We start from the raw sequence: 16,651 nt of genomic DNA on the forward strand, positions 1-16,651 counted from the left end.
GCTGGCTCAGGCTTGCGCCGCGCGGGCCTTGGCCACCTGCGCACGGCGTGCCGGCGCATAGGCATCCTGGCCCAAGGCCACGTACAGGGCCTGGGTCACGTCGTGGTGCTCGGCCAGGCCGGTGCGCTCCAGCAACGAGATCGGCCCTTCCGGGTAGCCCAGGCCGAGGCACAGGGTCTTGTCCATGTCGTCGGCACTGGCCAGGCGCTCGTCCAGGCGGCGCAGTGCGGCGTTCAGGTAGGGGCGGATCAACCGGTCGACAATCCGGCCCGGGAAGTCGCCGCAAACGGCCACTTTGAAGCCAGCCGCTTCGAACGCCGCCTTCGCCGCTGCGACGGCGCTGTCCTGCGTCTGTGGCTGGCGCACCAGCTCGATCAGGGCGGAAGGCTCGGCGTTGCCCATGCGAAAGCGCGCGAAGCCAACCACGTTGGAGCCCTCCTGGCCCTTCTTCTCGCCGGTGTGCTGGCCCAGGCATTCGGTGCCCAGTTCGATGGCGACGAATGGACGCGATGCCAGATCGCCGGCAGCCGCGAAGGCCTTGCCGGCATCCTTGCCGACGAAGACGCGTGCCATGCCATAGAAGTCCTGCTGCTCCAGGAAGGCGTGGTCGGTCGGGAACGAACGGCTGTCGCCGGCGGAAATGACTTGGTAAGTGGTTGCCATGGCTTCAGGCTCCGTACATCTTGCTGTCTTTGTAGACATGGAAACCGTGGCCGGACTTCTTGCCCAGCCAGCCGGCAGCGATCATGCGTTTCACGAGCGGCGGGCAGGCCGCGCGCGGCTCGTTCGTGACACCGTGCATGGCCTCGCACAGCAGCTTCTGCGTGTCCATGCCAACCAAGTCGAGCAGCTCCAACGGGCCCATCGCGTAGCCCATGCCGGTCTTGATGGCCAGGTCGATGTCGGCGGCCTCGGCCACGCCCTGCTCCACCAGGCGGATCGCGTCGTTGTTGAACGGGATCAGGAAGTAGTTCAGCACGAAGCCGGGTGTGTCCTGCGTCTTCACGGGCTTCTGGCCCAGGCTCTCGCAGACGCCCCAGGCGCGCTGGAAAGTCTCCTCGCTGGTCGCCAGGCCTGGCGACATCTCCACCAGCTTCATCAACTGCGCCGGCAGGCAGAAGTGCATGCCGACGAAGCGGTCCGGCCGGCCGCAGCCACCGGCGATCTCGGTGATGCTGATGGTCGAGGTGTTGCTGGCGAAGATGGTCTCGGGCTTGCAGATGGTGTTGAGCTTGCTGAACAAGTCGTGCTTGACCGGCAGGCTCTCGAAGACGGCCTCGATGACGAGGTCGCAGTCAGCAAAGTGTTCGAGATTGGTCGTGCCGCTCCAGGCGGCCATGATCTCGGGCAGCTTGTCGGCGGCCAGCTTGCCCCGCTCCACGCTCTTCTTCAGAAAGCCTTCGGTCTGGCTGCGGGCGCGGTCCACCGCTTCCTGCTTCAGGTCGAACATGCGCGTCTTGAAGCCCGCGCGCGCGCAGACGATGGCGATGCCGGCGCCCATGGTTCCGGCCCCGGCGATGCCGATGGTCTTGATCTCACTCATGTCGTGTCCTTGGAGGGTGGTTCAGCGCTGCAGGAAGCTGCGGCCGATCAGTTGGCGGTGGACCTGGTTCGTGCCTTCCCAGATCTGGGTGATCTTGGCGTCGCGCATCAGGCGCTCGACCCGGTAGTCCTTGCAGTAGCCGTAGCCGCCCAGCAGCTGGACGGCGTCGGTGGTCACGCGCATGGCCAGGTCGGTGGCGCGCATCTTGAGCAGGGAGGCCTCGATGCCGAAGTCCTTGGCACCGTTGTCGACCCAGCCCGCGATTTGCCACAGCCAGCTTTCCACCAGGGCCAGCTCGGAAGCCAGGTCGGCGATCATGAACTGGATGCCCTGGAATTCGATGATCTTGCGGCCAGACTGCTTGCGTTCGTTGATGTACGCCACGGCGTCTTCGAACGCCGCGCGCGCAATGCCTAGCGCATGCGCGGCCACGCTGGGGCGCGACTTGTTCAGCGAGGCGAACAGGATCTTCAGGCCGTCGCCCGGCTTGCCGATCAGGTTGGCGCGCGGCACGCGGCAGTTGTCAAAGGCCAGCGTGGCGGTGCTCGACGCGCGGGTGCCCATCTTGTCTTCCAGCCGCACCACGGACAGGCCTGGCGTGCCCTTCTCCAGGATCAGCACCGAGATGCTTTCCTTGGCACCGGCGATGCCCTCCCACTTGCCGAACAGCAGATACAGGTCGGCCGTGTCGCCGTTGGTGATGAAGGTCTTGCCGCCGTTGACGACGATCTCGTCGCCCTCTTCGCGGAAGGTGGTGCGCATGCCGGTGGCATCCGAGCCAGCGCCCGGCTCGGTGATGGCCAGTGCGCCCAGTCCACCAGTGGCGATCACCGGCAGCAGACGTTGCTTCTGCTCTTCCGTGCCCCAGTCGATCAGGGGCTTCATGCCGTGGTAGTTGGTGGCCCAGACGATGCCGGTGGCCGCACAGGCCTTGCTGATCTCGCGTGCGCAGGCCAGATAGGCCGTGTACGACATCTGGGCGCCGCCGTAGGCTTCGGGAATGAACATCGCGTTCAGGCCGAGTTCGTTGATCGCCTTGACGTTCTCCCAGGGGAACTCGCCGGTGCGGTCGAAGTGCTCGGCGCGCGGCGCGATCTGCTCGCGCGCCAGCGTCTGCACGCTGTCGAACAGCATGCGTTCGTCGTCGTTTAGCGCGATGCGCGCGTCCAGTTGTTCAAGGATGTTCATGCTGGCTCAATGGTTGATGCCCTGGGCACCGTCGATGTAGATGGTCTCGCCGCTCAGGAAGGCGCCGGCCGGCGTGAACAGCGACGCCACCAGGGCGCCCACGTCCGCCGCCTTGCCCGGCTCCTTGCCGGGGATGCGCTTGTCCAGGTAGGCGCGCAGCGGGCCGCCGGGCGCCATGGCGTCGGCGTTCAGGTCCGTCACGATGTAGCCCGGTGCCACGTTCATCACGCGAATGCCTTTGCCGGCCCACTCGACGGCCAGCACGCGGGTGATGGCACCCACGGCCGCCTTGCTGGCGCAGTACGCCAGGTTGCGTTTGACGCCCAGCTTGTCGAAGAAGGAGCCGATGTTCACGATCACGCCACCGCCGGCCTTCACCATGAGCGGATACGCCGCCTGGCAGGCCGTCACGACCGAGGTCGCGTTGATGTCCATGATCTGGTTCCACTGCTCCATCGACACTTCGGCCGACGGGGCGTCGATGTGCATGCCGGCGTTGTTGACGAGGCCGGTGATGCGCCAACCCTCTTGGTCGAGCTGCTGCAGCACGGCTGCCGTGGCCTTCGCGTCCGTCACGTCGGCGCGCATGCCCTTGCAACGCTCGGTGGCACCAGCCGGCAGTGCGCCGGAGCGGGACAGGCAGATCACGTCGCGCCCCTGCTCGGCCAGTGCCAGAGCAATGGCCGCTCCGATGCCGCGGCTGGCCCCTGTGACGACGATGCAGTCGCGGTTCATGTGTGTGTCTCCTCGGGTCGTGTTCATTGGTCGCGGAAGGCGGGCTTGCGCTTTTCGACGAAGGCCTGCATGCCTTCTTCGGCATCCGCGGTGCGGTAGGCCAGCGTGGACAGGTCAGCCTCCAGCCGCAGTCCTTCGTGCAGCGGCAGGTCGGCGGCGCGCTGCACGGCTTCGCGGGCGAACTGCAATGCGCGCAGGCCATGGCCGCTGAACTCGCGCGCATAGGCCTTGGCAGCGTCCAGACCCGGCGCCTGCACGATGCGGTTGACCAGGCCAATGGCCAGGGCCTCCTCGGCCGCCACGGTGCGGCCGGTCATGACCAGCTCCAGTGCGCGGCCGGTGCCCACCAGGCGCGGCAGGCGCTGCGTGCCGCCATAGCCGGGGATGAGGCCGAGCTTGACCTCGGGCAGGCCGAACTTGGCGTTGGGCAAGGCCAGGCGCAACGTGCAGGCCAGCGCCAGCTCGCAGCCACCACCGAAGGCAAAGCCGTTGACGAGTGCGATCGACGGGATCGCCAGCCGGTCGAGCTGCGCGAACACGGCCTGGCCGAGTTCCGCGCCTTCGCGCTGGGCGGCCAACGGGCGGTTCTGCAGTTCCTTGATGTCGGCTCCGGCGCAGAAGGCCTTCTCGCCTTCGCCGGTGATGATCAGCGCACGGGCGTCCGTGCGGCCGGCCTGCTGGATGCAGGCACCGATCTGCGCGATGAGTTCGAAGCTGAGCGCATTCAGCGCCGCAGGGCGCCGGATGGTGAGGACGGCGAATTCCTCTTCGCGGGTGAGTTCGATCATGGGGCGGGGGCGCGGTAGCGCACGGGTTCGGGTTGCAGGCGGCCGTTGGCCACCCATTGCATGAGTTCGCGCTTCAGGATCTTTCCGCTGGGGGTCAGCGGAAATTCCTTCACCACGGCGTAGAACTCGGGCATGTCGAACTTCGACAGGCCTTCGCGGGCCAAGTGCTCCAGCATCTCCTGCGGCACTGGTGCCTGGTCCTGGCAGATGATGGCCAGGCACACCTTCTCGCCTAGCCGCTCGTCGGCCACGCCGAACGCAGCGGCCTTCTTCACGGCCGGGTGACGGTGGGCGTATTCCTCGATGTGGGCCGGATGGATGTTGTGACCGCCGCGGATGATCAGGTCCTTCTTGCGGCCGACGATCTGTAGGTTGCCGTTGGCGTCGAAGCGGCCAAGGTCGCCACTCAGGAACCAGCCGCTGCTGTTGAACGAGGTCTCCGTGGCCGTCTGGTTGTTGAAGTAGCCCAGCATCAGCTCGCCCCCACGGCCGCCAATCTCGCCGACTTCGCCGGGGGCGGCCTCGACATCCGGATACTCCGGATCCCACAGGCGCACCTCGTAGCCTGCGCAGGACTTGCCGCAGGTGCTGGTGATCACCTCGACAGGATCGGAGGGCTTGGTGTACTGGTGCGAGCCGTTTTCGGTCATGCCGTAGACGTTCTGCGGCTTGGCGCCCAGTGAGAGCAGCTTGCGTGCAGTCTCGGTCGGGATTGGCGCACCGGCCATGTAGAACACCTTGACGGCGCCCAGCTTGCTCAGGCCGCGCTTGTCCACCTCCTGCAGCAGGTCCATCGCGTGCGTGGGCACGCCCATCACGTATGTGGCGCCGGTCTGCTCGATCCAGTCGAGCGCGCCGACCCCGGCGGACGCGTCGTGCATGACCAGCTCGCAGCCGGCCGCCAGGATCTGCTCCAGCGCCACGGTGCCGATGTGGTGGCTCATGGGGCTCAGTGTCAGCAGTACGGTGGCGTGGTTCTGGCCCCAGTCCTCGACCATGGCGCGGCCGTTGGTCAGAAGGGTGTTGTCGCTGTGCATGACGCCCTTGGGCGTGCCGGTTGTGCCGCTGGTAAAGGCCAGGTAGACGATCTGGTCGGGATGGGTGCTGGCCGGTGGCAGCGGAACACGGGCGTGCTGGCCGGCCTCGGGCATGGCGTGCGCGCCAGCGGGAATGGGTGCGTCCGGGGTGCGCAGCGGCGGCAACGCGTAGACACGCTTCAGGTGGCGCAGGTCCGCGACGCGGCCGAACAGGTCGGCGGTCGCCGCATCGGCACCGTAGCCAGGCTGCACGAACAGCGCACGGCAGTCGATGCGCGCAAGCAGCGCTTCGATCTCGGCCACCGTGTAGTTCTGGTGCAGCGAAGGGTTGCAGACATAGCCGTTGCGCGAGCAGGCTAGGAACACCACCACGTTCTCCAGCCGGTTCGGCAGCCAGACCGACACGCGGTCGCCGCGCCGCAGGCCGGCGTCGTGCAGGTCGGCGGCCACGGCGTCAACCCACGCCACGAGCGCACTCCAGCTCAGTCGCCGCGCGCCGTCGCGCACGGCATAGGCGCTGCCCCGCTCGGTGGCATGCCTGCGCGCCAGGCTGTACATCGTGTCGGTCTGCCAGACCCCGGAAAGATAGTGCTCGCGCGCCCGGGCCGGGTCGTGCAGGGTCAGAAGGTGGGACATGTCTGCGTCTCCGCTTGGCGAGGTGTCAGTTGCCGAACTCCGTTGCGTCGGGCTTGCGGCGCTCGCTGAAGGATGCAGCCAGTTCGTGGTGTTCCTTGGTGCCCAGGTAGCCGCGCAGCAGCATGTCGTGCGTGATGCGCGACAAGCCGGACACGCCGCCGTGGCGCGCGTTGAACGCACCCTTGATGGCGGCGAGTGCGAACGGGCCGCGATCAGCGATCTCCAGGGCGATCTTGCGCGTGAATTCCTTCAGCTCGGCGTCGGGGACCACGTGGTTCACGAGGCCCCAGTCCAGTGCCTCGCGCGCCGTGAGCTTGGGGTTGCGATACCACATTTCCTTCGCGCGCTTCTTGCCGATCAGGTCTTCGAGGTACCAGGTGCCGTAGCCCGCGTCGAAGCTGCCCATCATCGGACCGACCTGGCGGAACGCGGCGCTTTCCTTGGCGATGGTGATGTCGCACACCACCTGCAGCACGTTGCCGCCACCGACCGCGAAGCCGTTGACCATGGCGATGACGGGCTTTTGCAGCTTGTCGATGGACTCGTACATCTCCAGCGTGGGCAGCACGCCGGCGTACAGCAACGTGTCCTCCATGCCCTCCTTGCGGCCGCCGATGCAGAAGAACTTGTCGCCCGCCCCCGTCAGCACGATGACGCGGGTGCGCGTCTCGCGGCGGATCGCGTCGATGCAGTCACGGATCTCGTGGCACATCTTGGGCGTGAACATGTTGCCGTCGTGCGGCCGGTTGATCGTGATGGTCCCGATGGGGCCGTCTTCTTCGTAGATGATTTCTTCGAACTGCATGGTGTCTTCCTCTTCAGATGGCGCGCTGGGCGCGGAGTTGTTCGATCTGCGCGGCATCGCAAGCGAGCCAGGAGCGCAGGATGTCGTCGGTGTCGGCGCCCAGCTTGGGCGGCGGCACGGCCGTGCCTTCGGTGCGACCGTCAAAGCGAATGCCCAGGCCCACCTGGGGGATGGGGCCATCAGGGCCGTCCATCTGGTAGATGAAGCCGGCGTCGTGCAATGCTGTGTCCTGCGCCAGTTCGTCCAGGCGCTGGATCGGGCCGGCCGGCACGCGCGCAGCGCCCAGCACGGCCAGCCAGTGCGCGCGCGGCTGGGTGGACAGCAGTGCAGCGATGCGCTCCACGATCTGCGCCCGGCCTTCCCGGCGCTGGGCATTGCTAGCGAAGGCGGGATCGGCGGCCACGTCGGGCTGGCCCACGGCCTCCCAGAAGCGCTTCCAGATCGCGTCGTTGCCCAGGCCCAGCGTCATCGGACCGTCCGCGGTCTCAAAGACTTGGTAGATCGCAATCACGCTGTCGCGGCCACCGGTGCGCCGGCTGACTTCACCGGAGCCCAGGTACGGCATCAGGCGCGGTGCCATGAACCGCGACATGCTTTCGACCATCGAGACGTCGATGTCGCAACCCTTGCCCTCGCGTGTGCGGCGCAGCAAAGCGGCCAGCACGGCCATGGCAGCATCGCTGCCGGCCAGCAGATCGGCCGCCGGCGTGCCGACCTTCTGCGGAGGCGTCTCGGCCTCGCCTGTCAGGTCCATGACGCCGGAGTAGCCTTCTGCGATCAGGTCATAGCACGGCAGGTCGGCGCGCGGGCCGCTGACGCCGAAGCCGGTCAGCGACACGTGGATCAGACGGGGATTCAGGGCCCGCAGCGTCGGCGCATCCAGCGCGAGCTTGCGCTGGGCACGTCCGACCAGGTTCAGCAGGATCACATCGCATTCGGCCACCAGGCCGTGCAGCACTTCGCGGCCGGCCGGCGAGGCGATGTCGAGCGCGACGCTCTTCTTGCCGCGGTTGACGCTCATGAACCACAGCGATTCGCCGTGCAGGAACGGAGGCCCCCAGGCGCGGCAGTCGTCGCCGGTACGGGGCTTTTCCACCTTGACGACCGTGGCCCCCATGTCGGCCAGCAACTGGCCGGCATAGGGCCCGGCCACCGAAGTGGTCAGGTCGAGCACCTTCACATCCGCCAACAGGTCGAGCGCGGTTGCCGACTTGGCAGGAAGGCCATGGAACGGGAGTTGGGTTTCGGGCTTGGTCATCGCATGACATTGCGCAAACGCTGTGCCACGCGATCACGAACTTTTTGCAGCGAGCTAAGCTGTTGAATCTCCTTGTTTTTCTTGACGCAACGTTGTCGCTTGACCCTACTTGTGTCTTCGCCGAAGACAAACATTCCAACTACCCAGAAGTATCATGCTTCCGATGGAGACACAACAACCTGACTCGGGCAGCGCAGCGCCCTACGAGCTGCGTGGCGTGATGGTTCTGGGCCACGACGGCAAGCAATTGGCGGCCACCGGCATCGCGGTGCAGCCCGCCATCGCCAGTTGCGTTGCCAATGGCTGGCACGAGGCCCGGCAACGCAAACGCCAGCTGTTTTCGGTGGAAGGCCCGGAAGGCGTTCCCATCGTCGTGGTGGCATTGCCCGTGGATGGCGCGACCGTGCTCGTGGCGATGGAGCGTGAAGGGCGCGATGCGCTGTTCGAGTTTGTCGGCGCCGTCGACTTTGCAGGCGACATCCTGGCCCACTTCCTGACCAACCCGTTCGAGGCCTTGAGCGTGGTGGACCGCGATGCCATCGTGCGCTACATGAGCCCCGTGCACGAGCGCTTCTTTGGGCTGCAGGCCGGCGGCGGCGTCGGTCGGCACACCACGGAGGTGATCGAGAACTCGCGTTTGCACCATGTGGTCGAGTCCGGCAAGGCGGAGATCGGACTCCTCCACGAGATGCGCGCCGTGACGCGCGTGGTCTCGCGCCACCCGATCCGCAACCGCAGCGGCGAGATCGTGGGAGCCATTGGACAGATCATGTTCAAGGGCCCCGAGCAGTTGCAGGCGCTGTCCAGTGAAGTCTCGAAGCTGAAGTCCGAGGTGGCCTACTACCGCCGCGAGTTGAGTGACCTGCGCAACCGCAGCTACGGACTGGACCAGATCCTGGGCGACAGCCCGGCCATGGAGCGGCTCAAGCAGCAGATCATCAAGGTGGCGCCGCTGGACGTGCCAGTGCTGCTCACGGGCGAAAGCGGCACGGGCAAGGAGCTCGCGGCCCACGCCATCCACAAGCTCAGCCCGCGGCGCGACGACACGCTGGTCATGGTCAACGCCGCTGCCCTGCCCTCGACGCTGGTCGAGAGCGAATTGTTCGGCTACGAAGCGGGCTCCTTCACCGGCGCCGAGCGCAAGGGCCGCAAGGGCAAGATCGAGCAGGCCGACGGCGGCTCGCTGTTCTTCGACGAGGTCGGGGACATGCCGGCCGACGTGCAGGTCAAGCTGCTGCGCGTGCTGCAGGATGGAAGTTTCCAGCGCGTGGGCGGCAGCGACCTGCGCCGCTCCAACTTCCGCCTGATCAGCGCCAGCAACCGCAACTTCGAGGCGATGATCGCCGACGGATCGTTCCGCCTCGACCTGTTTTACCGCATCGGTGGCGTGACCATCCGGATGCCGGCCTTGCGCGAACGCATCGAAGACATTCCGCAGCTGGCCGAGCTGGCGCTCAAGCACTTCGCTGAGCGCCATCGGCAGCGGCCCAAGAAGTTGTCGGACGAGGCCTGCGTATTCCTGCAGAGCCAGCGTTGGCCCGGCAACGTGCGCCAGCTCATGCATACGGTCGAACGGGCCGCGATCTTTTGCGAGTCGGAGGTCGTCATGCCCGCCGACTTCGGCATCATCGACGGCGATCCGATCGAAGCCTTCCAGATTCTGCCGAGCGAGGGCAGCGACGCACCGGTGTCCGTCGCCGGCACAGCAGGTGAACCCATGCGCGTCAGCAACGCGGTCGAGCAGGTCGAGGAGCAGATGATCCGCCAAGCCATGGTCAAGCTGCAGGGCAACAAGAAGCGCGTCGCCGCCGAACTGGGCATCTCGCGCTCCTACCTGTACAAGCGCCTTGCGCAAATGGGCCTCGGCGTCGAGACGGAGACCTGAGAAGGGCTTTCAAGGCATCCGGGCCAGCGCGGCGGGATTGGCCTCTCCGAGTGCTGGCACGGTAGCCGCCGCCTGGCGCCGCAGTGACGGCACGATGGGTAAGGGCAACGTGGGCATGCTTGCCCCGCCTTCGGCGGCCAGCGCGGTCGCGAACAGGCCGCGGGCGTTGAAGTGCGGGGACTGCACCGCCTCCTGCAGCGAGTGCACGAGGGTCACGCAGGCATCCACCCCGGCGAAGCGCTGCAGCCACGCTTCGGCGCTGCGCGTTGCGACGATGGCGGAGACAGCAGTGATGACTGCTTGCGGATCCAACCCATCGTCGAGCAGTTGCGGCGCTTCAAGCACCTTCAGGAAGTTCTCCCAGAACCGCTGTTCCAGCGGCGCCACTGCCAGGAAGCGCCCATCGAGCGTTCGGTAGACCTGGTAGCGGGGTGTGCCTCCCGACAACCTGCCGGCGCCCGGATCCGGCCACTGGCCGGCGGCAAAGCCATTGCCCAGCCCCCAGTACATGAAGGTGAACAGGTTGTCGGCCATAGCGATGTCGAGGTGGCGGCCCCGGCCTTCTAACTCCCTGGCATGCAGGGCCAGGAGGATGTTCATCATGGCAGGATAGGCGCCGCCGCCGATGTCGGCGACCAGCGCGCTCGGCAAGCCCGGTACGCCGTTGGCGCCCACCGTCAGGCCAAGCATTCCCGCCTGCGCCTGGTAATTCAAGTCGTGCGCGGCAACATCGGCCAGCGGCCCCTGTTGGCCCCAACCCGTGATCGAGCAATAGATCAGACTGGGGAACATGGCGTGCACAGCCGCAGGCCCCAGCCCCAGCCGTTCCATCACGCCGGGCCGGAACTGCTCCAGCAACACGTCGGCCGTCCCGATCAGCGCTATGGCTTGCGCGCGCCCTTGCGGACTCTTGAGGTCGATGGCGACGGAACGCTTTCCCTGGTTGAGCAGTGCGAAGGCGGCGCTGTCGGCGCCGAACCGCGGAGTGCCGCTGCGCAGCTCGTCTCCATGGCCCGGCCGCTCGATCTTGATGACCTCGGCGCCCGCCTGCGCCAGTAACAGGCTGCACATCGGTCCGGGCAGCAAGGTGCTGAAGTCGATAACTCTGATGCCCGCGAGCGGCAGCCCGGAGTCCTGTGGCGCGAAGCTGTGTTTTGTGTTCATGGGGCCGCTGTGCAAACGATATGCCACGCGGCGTACGGCTTTGGCGGTGTCGCTTGTGTCCGTAGCACACACACCGGTGTCGAACACGCGCACACACAGTGGCCTCCAGGCGTCTCTGCGGCCCCTGCTCGTCGGGCACGTCATTTGCACAACGGATTCCTGCATTCCGCCATCTCAGGAGATCCCATGCTCGCCGTTCAGGTCCGACAACCAGGCACCGCCGACCAACACACCGTGGAGGAAGTTCCCGGCCTTGCGCCTGCGCCCGGCCAGGTGCTCATCGATGTCAAGGCGGCCACCGTCAACTACCCCGACCTGCTCGTCATCAGCGGACGCTACCAGAGCATGCCCACCCTGCCCTTCGCTCCGGGCGTCGATGCGGCTGGTATCGTGCGCGAAGTCGGCAGCGGTGTGCAGCGCGTGCAGCCGGGTGACAGGGTGCTGATCCATGTCGATTCCGGAACCTACGCGACCGAGGCGGTCGCCCGTGAAGACCAGTGCCTGCCGCTGCCAGCAGACATGGGCTTCGTCGATGCGACGGCCCTGGGCCTCGCTGCGCAGACAGCTTGGTTCGCGTTGCTGGAGCGCGGCGGCTTCGAGCCTGGCGACGTGGTGCTGGTCAATGGCGCCAGCGGCGCCGTGGGGCAAGCCGCCGTGCAGATCGCCAGTGCGCTCGGCGCCATCGCGGTGGCGGCGGCGACGTCGGTCGACAAGGCACGCGACCTGCTTCAGGGCTGCACCTGCGGATTCGTCGACCTCGGCGCGCAGGATCTGCGCAACAGCCTGCGAGCCCAGTTGCTGGAGGCCACCGGCGGACGGGCCGCCGATGTCGTCGTCGACACATTGGGCGGCGACGCGTTCGACGCATCGTTGCGGGCCATGGCCTGGTGCGGTCGCATCGTGACCGTGGGCTACGCGTCCGGGCGTGTTCCGGAGATCAAGGCCGGGCATCTGTTGGTGAAGAACATTGCGGCCACCGGCCTGCAATGGACGGACTACCGCGACCGCCAACCGCAACGCGTGGCCCGCGCGCACGACGGGCTGGCCGCGCTCTGGCAGCGTGGCGCATTGCGTCCGCGCATCATGCAGACGCTGCCGCTGCGCGCGTTCGCCGAAGCCCATCGCCTGATCGCGTCGCGCGAGGCGACGGGACGGTTGGTGCTCACCATGGAGTAGGTGCCGCCGGTGATCAGTGGTCCTGCGCGCCTTCGCCGCGGCCGCGCAGGCCGAAGCCCAGGGTACTGCCCAGGCCCAGCACCGATCCCATGGCCCAAAACACCCCTCCCGCGCCGAGCACACCGCCAACAGCGCCGAACATCAGCGGCATCCCGACGCTGGAGAGGTTCACGAGCATCAGGCGCAGCGCCAACGCCTCGCCGTGGCGATGCTTCGGCGTCATCTGGTGCAGCATGCTCATGACCATCGGCTGCACGGTGCCGAGCGTCAAGCCCAGCGCAGCTGCGCAGACCCCCATCGCCGCAGCGCTCGGCGCGAAGGGATACAGAGCGAACAACACGCCGCTGATTCCTGTGGCCGCGGTGATCAGCACCCACTCGCGCAGGCGCTCCGCGAACAGCGGCATTGCCACGCGGACCAAAGCGGCGGAGATCGCAAACGCCCCCAGGATGCCACCGATCACGGACGCAGGCAGCCCACGCTCGTGGCCCAGGACCGGAACCATGAAGGCGTGCAGATCCCAGGACGAGTTCATGAACCAGTTCATCAGCAGCAACCGGCGCATGGCGCTGTCGCGCAGCAAATCCCAGACAGCGGGTCGCGGACCCGCGCGGGCTGGTTCGAGCGGCAATTCGCGCGTGCGCCGCATCAGCGTCCAGGCCAGCAGCGGCAACGCGGCAAGCAGCGCGAATGCCGCACGGAAACCGAACTGGTCGATCATGATGCCGGCGACGAACGGGCCGACGAAGTTCGAAGCAGCCGGCGCGATCGACAGCCACGAGAACACCTGCTTGAGTTCCGCCGGCGTTCGCGCGAGTCGGCCGATGTGCCGCTGCAGCGCGATCGTCGCCGCGCCAATGGCGCCACCGCACATCAGCGCCGCCAGGCACAGCACCCAGTAGACCGGCCATGCCGCGGCCAGCGCCGCACCGGCGCATGCCACGGCCACACTGAGCCCGACTGGCCGCTTCAGGCCGTGCCGATCCGCATAGCGGCCCGCCGGCAACGACAGGAAGACCTGCGTCAGCGCAAACAACGCAACCAGGATGCCGGCAGCGGCCGTGCTCTGGCCTTGGTCCAGCGCCAGCAGCGGCGCCGCCATGCGCGAACCCGCCATCGTGGCATGCAAACACACATGGCCCGCAATCAGCGTGCCCAGATCTGCACGCGGCTCTGCACCGGGCGCCCGGGTGGCTTGCGCGTCTTCTCGATGGCGGGTCACTGGTCAACTCCGTGTCGATGTCCTGCTCGCGGCACGAACCGCCGCAGAGGACACAAAGGATGGGATCACGCAAGTGCGGTGCCAGGCGCGTACGCCGTTTCCTCCGGCGTCCTGCGCGCACGAAGGTCGCCCCCGCCGACATCCGTCCCCCGCAAAGGCAGGCGCCACGCGGCCAGCGAAGGACGCCTCGCGCATCGGCACGTTAGTTGCGCAGTCGCTGCATCGGACACAGGACGCCTGGGCGCTTCGCCACGCGGATCCACAGGCCAAGCAAGGAGACAACCAGATGGAACTGCGCCAACTGCGCTACTACGTGCGCATCGTCGAGCTTGGCGGCATCGGCCGGGCGGCGCGGGAGCTGGACGTGGTCCCGTCAGCACTCAGCCAGCAGATCAGCCGCCTCGAGGCCGAACTCTGCACGCGGCTCCTGCAACGCAACAAGGGCGGCGTGCTCGCCACCGACGCGGGCCTGGCTTTCTACCGCCAGGCGCAACTGGCCTTGCGCCATGTCGACGACGCCACGCGTGCTGCCCAGCAGGCCCGGCTTTCCGGCCATGTCAGTCTGGGCATGCCGCCGTCCGCAGCGGCGGTGCTGGCCGTGCCCTTCCTGCAGGCGATGCACCAGCGCTATCCGGACATCCGGCTGCGGCTCGTCGAAAGCCTCTCCACCAATCTGGCGGCGATGCTGGACGCACGCCAACTGGACCTGTCGGTGTTGTTCGAATCGGGCACACCAAAGAGTAGCAATGTGATCGTGCTGGGCGACGAGCGGCTGTTCCTGATCGGCCCGGCGAACCTGCCGGAGTTGCAGCGCCTGCCGCGCACACGCGTCGGGGTGGAACAGCTGGCGGATGTGCCGCTGGTGCTCGGCTCCCGCGCGCTGCGCGTGGCTGTCGATGCCGCGTTCGAGCGCGTCGGATGCCGGCCACGCATCGTGCTGGAGATCGATGGCTTGGCTGTGCTTCTGGATGCCGTGCGCGCCGGCATGGGCGCAACGGTCCAGCCCGGCTCATCCCTGCTGCGCCTGCCCCGCAATGCACTGCGGCGCATCGAGATCGACGACCCCATGGCACGGCGGCTGAACGTGTTGGCCTGCCTGAACGAAAGTGAACTGTCCACCGCCGCGCTGGCCGCGCGCAGCGTGCTGCGCGAGACGGCCAAAGACATGATCGCGGCAGGACGCTGGCCCGGCGCATGTGTTCACGCAACGTGACGACTTCATCGCGCACGGATGCCTATCGCCCAGGTCCATCCGTTCCTAGACTTTCCAGACGCGCCACACCGAGGGCGCCCATGGCAGTGCACCCGACACGCCCCACCCGAAGGAGACACTCTTGAACCGACTTGCCCGCACCATCGCGGCAGCCCTGTGCACGGCATTGGCCGTCTCGGCTTCCGCTGCCACCCCCTACCCCTCCCAACCCGTGAAGCTCGTCGTCGGCTACGCACCCGGCGGATCGACCGACGTGTTCGCACGCGCACTGGCCGTCCGGCTCGGCGAGCGCTGGAAAAGGGAGGTCATCGTCGACAACAAGCCCGGAGCCTCGGAAATCGTGGGTGCCGCAGCGGTTGCCTCGGCCAAGCCCGATGGCCACACCCTGCTGGTGGCAACGGACCAGGCCCTGCTGAGCAACGAGTTCCTGTTTTCCAAACTGCCCTACAGCCCGACGCAGAGCTTCATCCCCATCGTCCGCGCAATGAATGCGCCCATGGTTCTGGTGGTCCGCACGAGCAGCCCCTACCAGAACCTGGCGCAGTTGATCGAAGCCGCTCGCCAGCAACCGGGCAAGCTCAGCTATTCGTCGAACGGACCCGGCGGCCACATCCACCAGGCGTTGAACTGGCTGGGCGTGAAGAGCGGAGCACAGTTCATCCATGTGCCCTACAAAGGCGGTGCGCAGGCCATCCAGGCGGTGCTCGCCAGCGACGTGGACATGACCACGGTGCCCCTGTCCGTCGCCGAGACGTTCCTGAAAGCCGACACGCTCCGGGCGCTCGCAGTGACCTCGCCCCAACGCATCCCGGTGCTCTCGGCCGTGCCCTCCATGACCGAACTGGGCTACGACGTCGACGTCCAGGCCTTGAGCGCCGTCGCCGCGCCCGCAGGAACGCCAGCAGCGATCGTCGCGCAGATCTCCGAAGACGTCCGCGCGATCCTGGCAGACCCGGCCTTCCGCGCCCGGGAGATCGACCGCTTCGGCTTCTTCGTGGTCGGCGACACGCCATCGGAGTTCGCTGACTACCTGCGCCGCGCCGCCCCCACCTACCGGGCACGCATCGCCGCGGCCAACGTCAAGCTCGACTGACGGCCCGCACGATCTCACCGCCTGCCTCCACCCACCAATGAACCCCTTCCTCATGGCGAACAACACACCCCGCACCTGGCTCATCACGGGCGCAGACAAAGGCCTCGGCCACTCCACGGCCAAGGCCGCGCTCGAGCAAGGCGACAACGTCGTCGTCACGGTCCTGGCGGCCGATGGCAGTCATGACCTGGCCGCGCACTACCCGGACAGACTGCGTTCGATCCACCTCGATGCGCGTGACCAGGGCCGTTGTGCAGAGGTGGCCGCACAGGCCGCTGGCGCCTTCGGCCGCATCGACGTTCTGGTCAACAACGCGGGGTTCGGCGTGATGGCCGTGGCGGAAGCGACACCGCCGGAAAAGTACCGCGCGATGTTCGAAGTCAACCTGTTCGGCCTGGTGGAAATGACGCGCGCCGTGCTCCCGGTCATGCGGCGCCAGCGCAGCGGCCACATCATCAACCTGTCGTCCAAGGCCGGCTTTCTGGGCGTGACCGGCTTTTCCCTGTACTGCGCATCCAAGTTCGCGGTCGAAGGCTTCTCCGAATCCGTTGCAGCCGAAACCCGGGATCTTGGAATCCGCGTGACCATCGTCGAGCCCGGCGGTTTCCGCAGCGACTTTGCGGGTCCTTCGCTGGTCACGGCCGTCAACGACGACGGCGACTACGCCGCGACCAACCAGCGGATCTCGCGCTACGTCGGCGAGCGCCACGGCAAGCAGGAGAGCGACCCCGCCAAGTTCGGCCCCGCCATGTGCCAGCTCGTCGCGGCCGAGAACCCGCCGCTCCGTTTGCCGCTCGGGAAGGACTGCATCGAGGCGCTCCGCACGAAGCTGCGCACCGTTGCCACCGAGTTCGATCGCTGGGAGCACCTGTCGCTGTCGACCATGGCCGACGATTGAACGGCTGCAC

15 protein-coding genes are annotated in these 16,651 nt (G+C 67.1%); 5 read left to right on the forward strand and 10 right to left on the reverse strand.

The window, feature by feature from the left end; all coding sequences use genetic code 11:
• Positions 1 to 6 precede the first annotated feature (6 nt).
• The 8 genes from AAFF27_18730 to AAFF27_18765 are packed head-to-tail and all read right to left on the reverse strand — an operon-like array spanning position 7 to position 7,990.
• Positions 7 to 663, reverse strand: a complete 657-nt coding sequence (locus AAFF27_18730; GenBank protein XAH22042.1) for a 3-hydroxyacyl-CoA dehydrogenase family protein — start codon at positions 661 to 663, stop codon at positions 7 to 9.
• A gap of 4 nt (positions 664 to 667) precedes the next feature.
• A complete protein-coding gene (locus AAFF27_18735) occupies positions 668 to 1,543 on the reverse strand; it encodes a 3-hydroxyacyl-CoA dehydrogenase family protein (GenBank protein XAH22043.1) in 876 nt (291 codons plus the stop codon).
• 21 nt (positions 1,544 to 1,564) lie between these two features.
• A complete protein-coding gene (locus AAFF27_18740) occupies positions 1,565 to 2,731 on the reverse strand; it encodes an acyl-CoA dehydrogenase family protein (protein XAH22044.1) in 1,167 nt (388 codons plus the stop codon).
• Positions 2,732 to 2,737: 6 nt separating this feature from the next.
• A complete protein-coding gene (locus tag AAFF27_18745; protein XAH22045.1) occupies positions 2,738 to 3,466 on the reverse strand; it encodes an SDR family oxidoreductase in 729 nt (242 codons plus the stop codon).
• Between the two features lie 23 nt (positions 3,467 to 3,489).
• A complete protein-coding gene (locus AAFF27_18750; GenBank protein ID XAH22046.1) occupies positions 3,490 to 4,254 on the reverse strand; it encodes an enoyl-CoA hydratase-related protein in 765 nt (254 codons plus the stop codon).
• A complete protein-coding gene (locus tag AAFF27_18755; GenBank protein XAH22047.1) occupies positions 4,251 to 5,927 on the reverse strand; it encodes a class I adenylate-forming enzyme family protein in 1,677 nt (558 codons plus the stop codon). The genes AAFF27_18750 and AAFF27_18755 overlap by 4 nt, the downstream gene beginning before the upstream one ends.
• A gap of 25 nt (positions 5,928 to 5,952) precedes the next feature.
• Positions 5,953 to 6,732 (reverse strand): enoyl-CoA hydratase-related protein, encoded by a 780-nt coding sequence (locus tag AAFF27_18760; GenBank protein ID XAH22048.1) that lies wholly within the window; start codon positions 6,730 to 6,732, stop codon positions 5,953 to 5,955.
• Positions 6,733 to 6,745: 13 nt separating this feature from the next.
• Complete coding sequence (locus tag AAFF27_18765) at positions 6,746 to 7,990, reverse strand: CoA transferase (protein XAH22049.1); 1,245 nt, start codon at positions 7,988 to 7,990, stop codon at positions 6,746 to 6,748.
• Positions 7,991 to 8,153: 163 nt separating this feature from the next.
• On the opposite strand from AAFF27_18765, the gene AAFF27_18770 reads away from it, so the two are divergent.
• Positions 8,154 to 9,875 (forward strand): sigma 54-interacting transcriptional regulator, encoded by a 1,722-nt coding sequence (locus tag AAFF27_18770; protein XAH22050.1) that lies wholly within the window; start codon positions 8,154 to 8,156, stop codon positions 9,873 to 9,875.
• A gap of 9 nt (positions 9,876 to 9,884) precedes the next feature.
• On the opposite strand, the gene AAFF27_18775 is transcribed toward AAFF27_18770, so the two are convergent.
• A complete protein-coding gene (locus tag AAFF27_18775) occupies positions 9,885 to 11,039 on the reverse strand; it encodes a CaiB/BaiF CoA-transferase family protein (protein ID XAH22051.1) in 1,155 nt (384 codons plus the stop codon).
• Between the two features lie 186 nt (positions 11,040 to 11,225).
• Between AAFF27_18775 and AAFF27_18780 the strand changes: the two genes are divergently transcribed.
• A complete protein-coding gene (locus AAFF27_18780) occupies positions 11,226 to 12,215 on the forward strand; it encodes an NADPH:quinone oxidoreductase family protein (protein ID XAH22052.1) in 990 nt (329 codons plus the stop codon).
• 13 nt (positions 12,216 to 12,228) lie between these two features.
• On the opposite strand, the gene AAFF27_18785 is transcribed toward AAFF27_18780, so the two are convergent.
• Positions 12,229 to 13,374, reverse strand: coding sequence for an MFS transporter (locus AAFF27_18785; protein ID XAH26266.1), 1,146 nt, complete (start codon positions 13,372 to 13,374; stop codon positions 12,229 to 12,231).
• Between the two features lie 349 nt (positions 13,375 to 13,723).
• On the opposite strand from AAFF27_18785, the gene AAFF27_18790 reads away from it, so the two are divergent.
• The 3 genes from AAFF27_18790 to AAFF27_18800 all read left to right on the forward strand — a co-directional run bounded on the left by AAFF27_18790 (position 13,724) and on the right by AAFF27_18800 (position 16,641).
• Positions 13,724 to 14,650: a LysR substrate-binding domain-containing protein gene (locus tag AAFF27_18790; GenBank protein ID XAH22053.1), complete on the forward strand. Its 927-nt coding sequence runs from the start codon at positions 13,724 to 13,726 to the stop codon at positions 14,648 to 14,650.
• 121 nt (positions 14,651 to 14,771) lie between these two features.
• Positions 14,772 to 15,743: a tripartite tricarboxylate transporter substrate binding protein gene (locus AAFF27_18795; protein XAH22054.1), complete on the forward strand. Its 972-nt coding sequence runs from the start codon at positions 14,772 to 14,774 to the stop codon at positions 15,741 to 15,743.
• A 37-nt stretch (positions 15,744 to 15,780) separates the two neighbouring features.
• Complete coding sequence (locus AAFF27_18800; protein ID XAH22055.1) at positions 15,781 to 16,641, forward strand: oxidoreductase; 861 nt, start codon at positions 15,781 to 15,783, stop codon at positions 16,639 to 16,641.
• Positions 16,642 to 16,651 lie beyond the last annotated feature (10 nt).

It is taken from the genome of Xylophilus sp. GW821-FHT01B05, from assembly GCA_038961845.1.
Classification (GTDB): Bacteria; Pseudomonadota; Gammaproteobacteria; order Burkholderiales; family Burkholderiaceae_C; genus Xylophilus.

Coding starts and splice junctions, on each gene's coding strand:
- AAFF27_18790 (XAH22053.1), top strand. CDS start 13,724: ATGGAACTGCGCCAACTGCGCTACTACGTGCGCATCGTCGAGCTTGGC.
- AAFF27_18750 (XAH22046.1), bottom strand. CDS start 4,254: ATGATCGAACTCACCCGCGAAGAGGAATTCGCCGTCCTCACCATCCGG.
- AAFF27_18755 (XAH22047.1), bottom strand. CDS start 5,927: ATGTCCCACCTTCTGACCCTGCACGACCCGGCCCGGGCGCGCGAGCAC.
- AAFF27_18800 (XAH22055.1), top strand. CDS start 15,781: ATGAACCCCTTCCTCATGGCGAACAACACACCCCGCACCTGGCTCATC.
- AAFF27_18760 (XAH22048.1), bottom strand. CDS start 6,732: ATGCAGTTCGAAGAAATCATCTACGAAGAAGACGGCCCCATCGGGACC.
- AAFF27_18730 (XAH22042.1), bottom strand. CDS start 663: ATGGCAACCACTTACCAAGTCATTTCCGCCGGCGACAGCCGTTCGTTC.
- AAFF27_18740 (XAH22044.1), bottom strand. CDS start 2,731: ATGAACATCCTTGAACAACTGGACGCGCGCATCGCGCTAAACGACGAC.
- AAFF27_18765 (XAH22049.1), bottom strand. CDS start 7,990: ATGACCAAGCCCGAAACCCAACTCCCGTTCCATGGCCTTCCTGCCAAG.
- AAFF27_18745 (XAH22045.1), bottom strand. CDS start 3,466: ATGAACCGCGACTGCATCGTCGTCACAGGGGCCAGCCGCGGCATCGGA.
- AAFF27_18775 (XAH22051.1), bottom strand. CDS start 11,039: ATGAACACAAAACACAGCTTCGCGCCACAGGACTCCGGGCTGCCGCTC.
- AAFF27_18735 (XAH22043.1), bottom strand. CDS start 1,543: ATGAGTGAGATCAAGACCATCGGCATCGCCGGGGCCGGAACCATGGGC.
- AAFF27_18770 (XAH22050.1), top strand. CDS start 8,154: ATGGAGACACAACAACCTGACTCGGGCAGCGCAGCGCCCTACGAGCTG.
- AAFF27_18780 (XAH22052.1), top strand. CDS start 11,226: ATGCTCGCCGTTCAGGTCCGACAACCAGGCACCGCCGACCAACACACC.